Genomic DNA, 10,007 nt, shown 5'->3' on the forward strand with positions numbered 1-10,007 from the left:
GAATGGAGTGAGTGGCTCGGGTATTATGATATTGAAATGGATGAATCATTGCTTAGGCGTATGAGATGGTATGTAATAGCACAAACGATTTTATCTATTCAATGGCACACAACAAAAAAACAGCAAGCAGAAGCTGAATATTGGCATCAATATTTACAGCAACTACTTGCTTCAGAATAATACTTAAGAAAAATTGTCCATTCCAGCAATCCACTGAGTAAGTTGTTCTTGATTATTGGAAATATGGTTGTCCAAATTAGAGGAAGATTTACCCGATTGACTATAAGAATATACATCGTTTAGCATTGTTTTAGCGTCATTACTTATATTATCGTTTGCGAGTAACGATTGAATGAGGCGCTCTAATTGCTCGCATTCAGAAACTGTCCCGCAGCAATCGCTTTGGTGATTGACTAAAATATCTTTCAGCACTTCTAATTGATGTTGTTGACTAATTGGCATGAACGGATCATCCTTTCGATTGTTTTTCTCTTCTCGGAATGTAAGAGAAAAAGCTACGTCGTCATGGAATGTTTAATGCTGTATGTAGTTTTTATCAAAATGGTACATCTTATACTTGAAAGAAACGGACCGAGTGCTCGTACGTACTTGGTTTTTTGTTTGGTAGATTGATTAAAACAGAAAAAAGGAATCATTCCTTTAAAATAGCTTTGTAAAGTGAGGGAGACATCTATGCGTTTAAGACATAAACCATATGCATTAGATCGAATTAATGAGTATTCACATATCGTAATTGGAAATCCAGAAGAGCGCGCGGGTAATTGGAAAGAAGTATTTGGAAATGAACAACCCATTCACATTGAAGTAGGTACAGGTCGTGGCCGCTTTATGTACGATATGGCAAAAGCAAATCCACATATTAATTATATTGGAATTGAAAAATTTACGAGTGTTGTTGTAGATGCACTTGATAAATTAATTGAAGAAGAATTACCGAACTTAAAGTTAATAAATAAAGATGCTGAAGATTTAACAGTTTTCTTTGCAAAAGGTGAAATTGATCGTGTTTATTTAAACTTCTCAGATCCATGGCCGAAGAATCGTCACACGAAGCGTCGTTTAACGTATAAAACGTTTTTACGCAATTATGAAGAAGTGTTAGTAGAGGGCGGAGAAATTCATTTCAAAACAGATAACCAAGGGTTATTTGAATACTCTCTAATGAGTATGGCTGAGTATGGTATGTTACTAACTTACTTAAGTCTAGATCTTCATAACAGTGATTTTGAAGGTAATATTATGACTGAGTACGAAGAGAAGTTCTCTAGTAAAGGTCATCGTATTTATCGAGTTGAAGCGAAGTATCGCACAGAGCCTATGCAGTAATGCATAGGTTTTTTTATAACTAAAATAATCAGAATTTTATGTTAAAATTAATGTAAAAGGGGGATGTGTGATGGAAGAATTACGAATTGGAGATATAAAAGTGACGTGGTTAAAAGGTGGGAACACACATTTAGATGGCGGGGCAATGTTTGGCGTTGTGCCGAAAGTACTTTGGTCACGAAAATATAAACATAACGATACAAATCATATATATTTACGAACAGATCCGTTACTTTTGCAAACGAAAGATGGAAATATGCTTATTGATTCTGGAATAGGAAACGGTAAATTGAATGAGAAAATGAAGAGAAATCAAGGAGTAACGGAAGAGTCATCGGTTTATGAATCTTTAGAAAAACGGGGATTAAAGCCTGAAGATATTCACTACGTCTTAATGACGCACCTTCATTTTGATCATGCATCTGGTTTAACGAAATGGGAAGGGGATCACCTTGTACCGGCGTTTCCGAATGCGAAAGTTTATGTAAGTGAAACAGAGTGGAATGAAATGAGGAACCCAAATATTAGATCCCGTAATACGTATTGGAAGGAAAATTGGGAGCCGATTGTAGAGCAAGTTGTTACGTTTCAACAAGAAATCGAAATTACGGATGAAATAAAGATGGCGCATACAGGCGGACATAGTGATGGACATGCAGTCATTGCTTTAGAAAGCAAAGGAGAAACGATGCTGCATTTAGCTGATCTATTGCCGACACACGCACATCAAAATGTATTATGGGTCATGGCTTATGATGATTATCCGATGACATCGATTGAAAATAAGCAAAAGTGGATGAAATATGGTGCTGAAAACGATGCGTGGTTTTCATTTTATCATGACGCATATTATCGTGCAGTGAAGTGGAATGAGGAAGGACATATTGTAGAAAAAATTGAGAGAAAAACGAGTATAGAAGCTTAAAAAAAAGGAGGTTGTTCCATCATATTTATTGGAGCAGCCTCTTTTTTATTGTCGGGTTTTGTCGGTAAGTCGATATATTTAAACAAACGCTGATATAATTTGAGTTGCGCCGATATAATTTGAGTTGCGCCGATATAATTGGGAAATCGCTGATATAAATCGAGTTGTGCCGATATATTCGGAAAATCGCCGATATAATTTTAATCACTATCCGCAATTTTTCAAAAAAAAGAGGTTCACCTAATGGGAAACCTCTTTTTATGCTGCTATTACCTCTAAAACAGTACCTGTTTTAGCATCAACTAAAAATTCAAATCGTTCTTGTATATCATCTAACATTGTTGTAAGACCGCCGCGATAAACTTCATACGCAACATCATATTTTTCAAATGTCTCTGGAACCATATGTACCCAAGAGCCAGTAATTTCACCTTTATGATTTAATGCTTGTTTCACCATTTTCAATGCTTTTTCTGAAGAAATATGGGATTGTTCTTGTACTTTGTTTGCAACGAAATAACCAGCTGCAAATCCAACGCCAAGACCTGCTACTAAACCTTTCCAGCTCATATATTCACCTCAATTCTATAAAATAAAAATAGTGTACCGATAATAATTATAAAGCAAATGCAGCTAAAAAAGAAGAAACTAGAAACATTTCGAAAATTTCGTTACAATAAAAAAGGTATTCTACTAAGGTTTGAAAGAAGGGGACTTCGTGAATAAAGAGACATTACAATTATTTCGTACGTTAACAGAATTACAAGGTGCGTCAGGTTTTGAACATGATGTACGCCGTTTTATGAAGCAAGAATTAAGCAAATATGCTGATGAAATTGTGCAAGACGGTTTAGGTAGCGTATTTGGTCTGAAAAAAGGGGACGAAACTGGCCCACGTGTTCTTGTAGCAGGTCATATGGATGAAGTAGGTTTCATGGTTACGCAAATTACGAAAAACGGAATGCTTCGTTTTCAAACGTTAGGCGGCTGGTGGAGCCAAGTGCTATTAGCGCAGCGCGTACAAGTGATGACGAAGAATGGTCCTGTTATAGGGGTTGTCGGTTCTATCCCTCCTCATTTATTAAGTGATGCGCAACGTGCAAAAACGATGGATATAAAAAATATGCTAATCGATATAGGTGCAGATAGTTATGAAGATGCGATTGAAATTGGTGTAAAACCAGGACAACAAATCGTGCCAATCTGCCCGTTCACACCGATGGCAAATGAGAAGAAAATTATGGCGAAAGCTTGGGACAACCGTTATGGATGTGGCCTGGCAATCGAGTTATTAAAAGAATTAAAAGATGAAACATTACCGAATACATTATACTCTGGTGCTACTGTACAAGAAGAAGTAGGTCTTCGCGGAGCACAAACAGCTGCTAATATGATTCAACCAGACATTTTCTATGCGCTTGATGCAAGTCCAGCAAACGATGCTTCTGGTGATAAAACGCAGTTCGGTCAATTAGGAAAAGGTGCTCTTCTTCGTATTTACGATCGTACGATGGTAACTCATCGAGGAATGCGTGAATTCATTTTAGATACAGCAGAAACACATAATATTCCGTACCAATACTTTATTTCACAAGGTGGGACAGATGCGGGCCGTGTACATACAAGTAACTCAGGTATCCCATCAGCAGTAATTGGTGTTTGTGCTCGCTACATTCATACGCATGCTTCTATTTTACATGTTGATGATTATGCAGCAGCAAAAGAACTTATTACAAAGCTTGTAAGAACAACGGACAAAACGACGTTAGAAACAATTAAGAATAACGCGTAAAGAGGAAGGGCTGCAGAGCTCTTTCTTTTTTTAGGTAGGAGAGATGACCCAGCGATGTGTAGTAGCGGTCAGTGCTTAATTAGTGCTCGAATAATGCATGAAGACCGCGGAAGATTGTTTTTGTGTTCGGGACCAAAAATATTGTGGGAAGTCACCTTCTACTATAGGTAGAAGGGATTCCTTGGTGGTGTGTGGTAGTGGTTGGCACTTCATTTGTGCTGAAGTGGATATTAGAACAGAATAATGAATTCTTATAGAGGTGAACGAAATGAAGGTAGTAGTTGGATCGAAGAATAAAACGAAGGTTGGGGCTGTGGAGAAGGTATGGAAAGATGCTGAAATTACATCTCTTTCTGTCCCATCGGGAGTATCGGCACAGCCATTTTCAGATGAAGAGACGATGCAAGGAGCAATTAATAGAGCGAAGCGAGCATTGCAAGAAGGAGAAGCTCAAATTGGTATTGGGTTAGAAGGCGGCGTGATGAAAACGGATCACGGTTTATTTATGTGTAACTGGGGCGCACTCGCAACGAGTGACGATAAGATATTCGTTGCCGGAGGAGCACGTATTAAGTTACCAGACGATTTTTTAACGCCTCTTGAAGATGGTAAAGAGTTAAGTGAAGTGATGGAAGAGTTTGTAGAGCGGAAAGATATTCGTAGTCACGAAGGTGCTATCGGTATTTTTACAGACGATTATGTCGATCGAACGGAATTATTTGTACACGTTGTTAAGTTACTCGTTGGGCAATATAAGTATGATAAAAAGCAAGCATAAACCTTGCACCGTGTACGATGTATGGTAGTATAAAGAAAAGATTATAGTGTGAAAAAAGTGCACGCATTAGAGGAGGAAATATAGATGAAATCATTAGAAAGCATGGAACAATTCCAAGAATTAAAAAATGAAGAGAATGTAGTCTTCATGTTCTCAGCAGAATGGTGCCCAGATTGCCGTTTCGTTGATCCATTTATGCCAGAAGTAGAAGAGAAGTATAGTGATTTCTCATTTTACTATGTAGATCGTGATGAGTTTATTGATCTATGCGTAAAATTAGACGTATTTGGCATTCCAAGCTTTGTAGCGTACAATAAAGGTGAAGAAACTGGACGCTATGTAAACAAAGATCGTAAAACACAAGAGCAAATCGAAGAGTTTATTGAAGGTTTAAAATAAAACAATTAGCCAATTGAATTGTAAAAACAACCTCTACCTTCGCGGGGGAGGTTATTTTTTTGGAAGGGAGGAAAAAGAGATGAAAATGACAAGTAAAAAGATGAAAGACGAGTTAATGAAGAAATTATCTCGACCAGAATGGGATTTTCATTATGATAGTGAGAAAGAAGTTCTTCGTATTGAACAAACAAACTCGAAAAAAGGTATTAACGTATCACTTCCAGGAGTAGTAGCGAAATGGGAAGTGAACAAAGAAAAGGCGATTGAAGAGGTTGCTTATTATGTACAAGAAGCGTTAATTGCAATGCATAGAGAAGAAAATAGCACGGCGAAAATTTTACCTGTTATTCGCTCTACTTCTTTCCCAAAACAATCAGAAGAAGGAAATCCGTTTATTATGACGGATCATACGGCGGAAACACGTATTTATTACGCGCTAGATTCTAATAAAACGTATCGCCTAATTGATGAGCGCTTATTACAAAAATTAGAGCTTACAGAGCAGCAAGTGCGCGAAATGGCATTATTTAATGCTCGCTCATTAGGTTATGAATTTAAGCAGGACACAGTAGCGGATAATACATTCTACTTTTTAAACACAAATGATGGGTATGATGCGAGTCGTATTTTAAACGAAACGTTACTACAATCGATGCGTGAAAAGATCTCTGGTGACATGGTTGTTGCTGTTCCTCACCAAGACGTATTAATTATTGCTGATATCGTCAACGAAATCGGTTATGATATTATTGCACAAATGACAATGAAATTTTTTGCCGAAGGGCATGTTCCGATTACATCACTTTCATTCGTTTATGAAGATGGGGACTTTGAACCAATCTTTATTTTAGCGAAGAATCGGAAGAAGACAGATGGAAAAGAGAAAGGATGAACGAAGTGAACGTTTTTTATAACCTTGAAGGAATTGGTGACACTTTAATTGTTGCCTTACAAGATATTACTTTAGAGAACCGTACTTTTGATCGTAAAGGAGATGTTGCACGCGTATACGATCGTGAAAGCAATGTAACAGCAGGATTCAACATCTTTAATGCATCTTCTTACTTAGAAGTAAAAGAAACAGGTAACCTGACATTAACGAAAGAGCTTGTAGAAACAATCAACGAAATTTTAGCGAAGAACGGCTTTGAAGAAAAAGTAGAAGCAGATCTTTCTCCGAAATTTGTTGTAGGTTATGTAGCTGAAAAAGAAAAGCACCCAAATGCTGATAAATTAAACATTTGTACAGTAGAAATTGGTACAGAAACATTACAAATCGTATGTGGTGCACCAAACGTTGATGCAGGACAAAAAGTTGTCGTTGCAAAAATCGGCGCTGTTATGCCAAGTGGTATGTTAATTAAGCCAGCTGAGCTTCGCGGTGTTCCTTCTTCTGGAATGATCTGCTCTGCACGTGAATTAGAGCTTCCAGACGCTCCGCAAGAAAAAGGTATTCTTGTATTAGAAGATAGCTTTGAAGTTGGACAAGAGTTTAAATTTTAATTGATATAAGAAAAGAGAGGTTGTCCTTTTGGACAGCCTCTCTTTTCTTTTTATCATTCTTTGTCGGTAAGTCGAAATTTCGTAGTGAATCGTTGATATATTGAGAGTTGTGATGGATATATTTAAAAAATCGTTGATATATTGAGAGTTGTGATAGATATATTTAAAAAATCGTTGATATATTGAGAGTTGTGATGGATATACTCAAAAAATCGTTAATATGATAAGGGTGTCACCTTTTTTTTAAAAATCTATATTGTATTTTATAAACAATCTAGTTAAAATTTAGAAAAATAGAAGGGGATAAACGTATGAAACAACAACCAAAAATCGCAGAACTTCTAAAACGAATTGAAACTTCAAAACAGCAAGATGTTGAGCTAGGTACTTATGAAATATATGTATTTAGTGAAGATGAACTGGAAAAAGGGCAGATCGGTTATCGATATGATAAACATAAAAATTCATTAATAAGCAATGAAAGTGGAAAATGGCAAGAAGAATGGATTGTTATTGGATATGAAACAGATATGGGTGATCCAGTTTTCGTGAATGTGGATGATGACGCTTATCCAGTCTATACGGCAGAGCGTGGTACAGAAACGTGGCAGCCTGTTTATATTGGAAGTATGGATGAGGTTATAAAACAATTATAAGAAAAACTTTGAGTCCGGTGCAAAGTGATGGGAGAGAAGCATGAAGTATATAAAAATAATGGTCATGACTGCATTCATTGGAATATATATGGGAGGTTGTTCACAAGAACAGTCGAAAAAAGAAACATTATCTTCTACACAAGAAAATAGTAAAGATGATAAAGAAGAAGCACCGGTAGAAAAGCAGCAAGAAGAACAAGAAAAAAAAGAAGAATCGCAAACAATTCAAACGAATGAACAAGTAGAAACTAAGCGGGAGGAAGTATCGGCCGAGGAAAAGAAAGAGGAAAATACGCCGGTGAAGCCAACTGAGCAACTTATGCAAAATAATGAACAAAAAGTAGAGAGTAATGAAAAACAAGGAAAGTTTCTCGTCGTTATTGATCCAGGGCATCAACAAAAAGCAAATTTAAATTTAGAACCGATTGGACCAGGGGCAACGACGCAAAAATATAAAGTGACAGATGGTACAACGGGTGTTGTGACGAAAAAGAGAGAGGCTGTACTTGTATTAGAAATGTCTTTTTTATTAAAAGAAAAGCTTGAAGCAAAAGGGATACAAGTAGTAATGACGAGAACGTCACAAGATGTTGATATAAGCAATAAAGAACGTGCGACATTCGCAAACGATCATAAGGCAGATTTATTTTTACGCCTTCATGCAGATGGTTCTGAAAATCCAAATCAAAGTGGGTTTGCTGTATTGACGCCAGCAGAAGGAAGTCCCTATACGAAAGAGATTTATGCAGAAAGTCTTCAAATCTCGCAAAAGATAGTAAATAAAATGAGAGAAAACAATCAGGTGAAAGTAAATGGGATTAAATTTAGGGATGACCTTTCTGGATTTAATTGGGCGAAAGTTCCTGGCGTACTATTAGAGCTCGGGTTTATGTCCAATGAGGATGAAGATAAAAAATTATCTGACCCGCAGTATGTAAATTCTTTACTGCAAAGTGTAACAGATAGTGTAGATGAATATCGGAAGAGTAAAGCTTAAAAGCAGTCTTACATAGAAGGCTGCTTTTTTCTATATGAAAACAATCGTAAATTAGAATGTTATGGATAAATATGACATGCTTAATTTTACCTGCACTTTTTGCCGAATGCTGATACAATAAAGGATGTTACTATTTAGTAGAAAGAGTGGTAAGCATGTTAGATTGGATGAAAAAGCTGTTTAACAAAGAGGAAGAACAAACAGCGATGAATAAAGAAGCAATGAAACAAATTGAAAGTCAGCCGAAAATTCCTCGTGTAAACCACTACACTGAAGCAAGAGAAGCACAAATGGCAAGCAGAAATGCAGGTAAATGCCGTTTTCCATTAATACCAGATGATGGATTTGATGAGGATGACGTAAGAGAATTACCTCACTTTGAAGAACAACCTGTTCAAAGAGGTATATACGAAGAGCAGCCTACTCAAAGAGGAATAAAAGTGGAGAGAAGTAGACGGCAGTATGTGGAGAATGCAGTTTCTACATACGAAGAGCCGGAAGTGCAATATGAACCGGATCCAGAGCCAGTCGTAAAAAAAGTATCTGTATCGCCGCAAGAAAGTAGCCGTAGACCATTTCGTCCAACAGAAATGATTTCGCCGATTTATGGATATAATCGTCCTTCAGTAGAGAAAAAGGAAGAAAAGCAGGAGGAAGAAAAGGAAAGAGAAGATCTTGAAATATCTGTAGAGGGCAAATCAGTCGTTGATGCATGGTTAGAGAAAAAAGGGTATACATTATCTTATTTCTCAGAAGGAAAAGCACCGACTTCTTCTAGTCATCAAGACGTTGATCAGCAAGGTCAACAGAGTAAAAAGGAAGAAAAGTCAGTTGTTGATCAATGGCTCGAGAAAAACGGTTATGAAATTGAGCGCCAAGAGCCAGTAGTAGAAGAAAAAGAAGTAATTCAAGAAATAAATACACCGCAGGAAGTTTCAGCGGATGAATTACTTCATAAAACGGTAGCTGAGCGTATGGAAGATGCAGAGCAAGAAAAAGATGTAGTGGTGCTAAACGAAAACATTTTACAAGAGGAATTAGTAGATTCCAAAGTAGAGCACGAGGATACAATATTATCAGAAGAAATTAAACGTAATACAGAAATAGAACAACCTATTATGGAAGTAGAAAAGCAAGCTCCAGAAGAATCAGTGATTGTCAAAGCAGAAGAAAAACTTGAAGAAACAATCATTGTGGAAATACCAGAAGAGCTTGGAGAAGTTGCAGAAGTAATGGCGGAAGCAGAAGAAACTGAAGAAGCAGAAGTAATGGCGGAAATGGAAGAAACTGAAGAAGCAGAAGTAATTGCAGAAACAGAGGGGTCTGAAGTAGAAGCAATTGTAGAACTTGAGGAAACGCAGCAAGAAATGGTATTAGATGAAGCAATTGAACAAAAAAATGAATTCATACATGTTGCTGAGGCTGATGAACAAACGAAGGAAGATGTCCAAAGTTTTGCGAATGTTTTAATTGCAGAAACAGAGGAAAGTAAACTATTTGTAGAAGAAGGGCCAGTCGCTGAAGAACAACCAGTTGTAGAAGAAGGGCCAGTCGCTGAAGAACAACCAGTTGTAGAAGAAGGGCCAGTCGCTGAAGAACAACCAGTTGTA

Annotated in this window: 11 protein-coding genes and 2 pseudogenes; 11 read left to right on the top strand and 2 right to left on the bottom strand. The window is 37.1% G+C overall.

What is annotated here, in order from left to right; genetic code table 11:
* Positions 1 to 180 (top strand): annotated as a pseudogene (locus JDS92_RS28240) (phosphotransferase); the annotation flags it as partial.
* Between the two features lie 3 nt (positions 181 to 183).
* On the opposite strand, the gene JDS92_RS28245 reads toward JDS92_RS28240, so the two are convergent.
* Entirely contained in the window at positions 184 to 462 is a 279-nt protein-coding gene (locus tag JDS92_RS28245; protein ID WP_001122853.1) for a YtzH-like family protein, read from the bottom strand.
* Positions 463 to 693: 231 nt separating this feature from the next.
* Between JDS92_RS28245 and trmB the strand changes: the two genes are divergently transcribed.
* Positions 694 to 1,347, top strand: coding sequence for a tRNA (guanosine(46)-N7)-methyltransferase TrmB (gene trmB / locus JDS92_RS28250; RefSeq protein ID WP_001239372.1), 654 nt, complete (start codon positions 694 to 696; stop codon positions 1,345 to 1,347).
* A gap of 70 nt (positions 1,348 to 1,417) precedes the next feature.
* On the top strand, positions 1,418 to 2,272 hold the full coding sequence (locus tag JDS92_RS28255; protein ID WP_098000241.1) for a YtnP family quorum-quenching lactonase: 855 nt from the start codon (positions 1,418 to 1,420) through the stop codon (positions 2,270 to 2,272).
* Positions 2,273 to 2,530: 258 nt separating this feature from the next.
* Here the strand turns inward: JDS92_RS28255 and JDS92_RS28260 are convergent, their stop codons facing one another.
* Complete coding sequence (locus JDS92_RS28260) at positions 2,531 to 2,842, bottom strand: PepSY domain-containing protein (RefSeq protein ID WP_000118536.1); 312 nt, start codon at positions 2,840 to 2,842, stop codon at positions 2,531 to 2,533.
* 148 nt (positions 2,843 to 2,990) lie between these two features.
* Between JDS92_RS28260 and JDS92_RS28265 the strand changes: the two genes are divergently transcribed.
* From JDS92_RS28265 to JDS92_RS28300, 8 genes and pseudogenes are all read left to right on the top strand, one after another.
* Complete coding sequence (locus JDS92_RS28265) at positions 2,991 to 4,064, top strand: M42 family metallopeptidase (protein ID WP_001031519.1); 1,074 nt, start codon at positions 2,991 to 2,993, stop codon at positions 4,062 to 4,064.
* A gap of 268 nt (positions 4,065 to 4,332) precedes the next feature.
* On the top strand, positions 4,333 to 4,842 hold the full coding sequence (locus JDS92_RS28270; RefSeq protein ID WP_000869945.1) for a DUF84 family protein: 510 nt from the start codon (positions 4,333 to 4,335) through the stop codon (positions 4,840 to 4,842).
* Between the two features lie 84 nt (positions 4,843 to 4,926).
* Positions 4,927 to 5,241: a thioredoxin family protein gene (locus JDS92_RS28275; protein ID WP_000838192.1), complete on the top strand. Its 315-nt coding sequence runs from the start codon at positions 4,927 to 4,929 to the stop codon at positions 5,239 to 5,241.
* 79 nt (positions 5,242 to 5,320) lie between these two features.
* Positions 5,321 to 6,133, top strand: a complete 813-nt coding sequence (locus JDS92_RS28280; RefSeq protein ID WP_000784599.1) for a DUF1444 domain-containing protein — start codon at positions 5,321 to 5,323, stop codon at positions 6,131 to 6,133.
* Complete coding sequence (gene ytpR, locus JDS92_RS28285; protein WP_001006772.1) at positions 6,130 to 6,744, top strand: YtpR family tRNA-binding protein; 615 nt, start codon at positions 6,130 to 6,132, stop codon at positions 6,742 to 6,744. Before JDS92_RS28280 ends, ytpR begins: the two co-directional genes overlap by 4 nt.
* Before the next feature lie 311 nt (positions 6,745 to 7,055).
* On the top strand, positions 7,056 to 7,400 hold the full coding sequence (locus tag JDS92_RS28290) for a hypothetical protein (RefSeq protein ID WP_000813346.1): 345 nt from the start codon (positions 7,056 to 7,058) through the stop codon (positions 7,398 to 7,400).
* Positions 7,401 to 7,440: 40 nt separating this feature from the next.
* Positions 7,441 to 8,397 carry an N-acetylmuramoyl-L-alanine amidase gene (locus JDS92_RS28295; RefSeq protein ID WP_199632917.1) on the top strand — a complete coding sequence of 319 codons (957 nt, stop codon included), beginning with the start codon at positions 7,441 to 7,443 and terminating at the stop codon, positions 8,395 to 8,397.
* Positions 8,398 to 8,552: 155 nt separating this feature from the next.
* Positions 8,553 to 10,007: pseudogene (locus JDS92_RS28300) on the top strand (DNA translocase FtsK); the annotation flags it as partial.

Source organism: Bacillus cereus group sp. N12 (assembly GCF_016483575.1).
Lineage (GTDB): Bacteria > Bacillota > Bacilli > Bacillales > Bacillaceae_G > Bacillus_A > Bacillus_A toyonensis.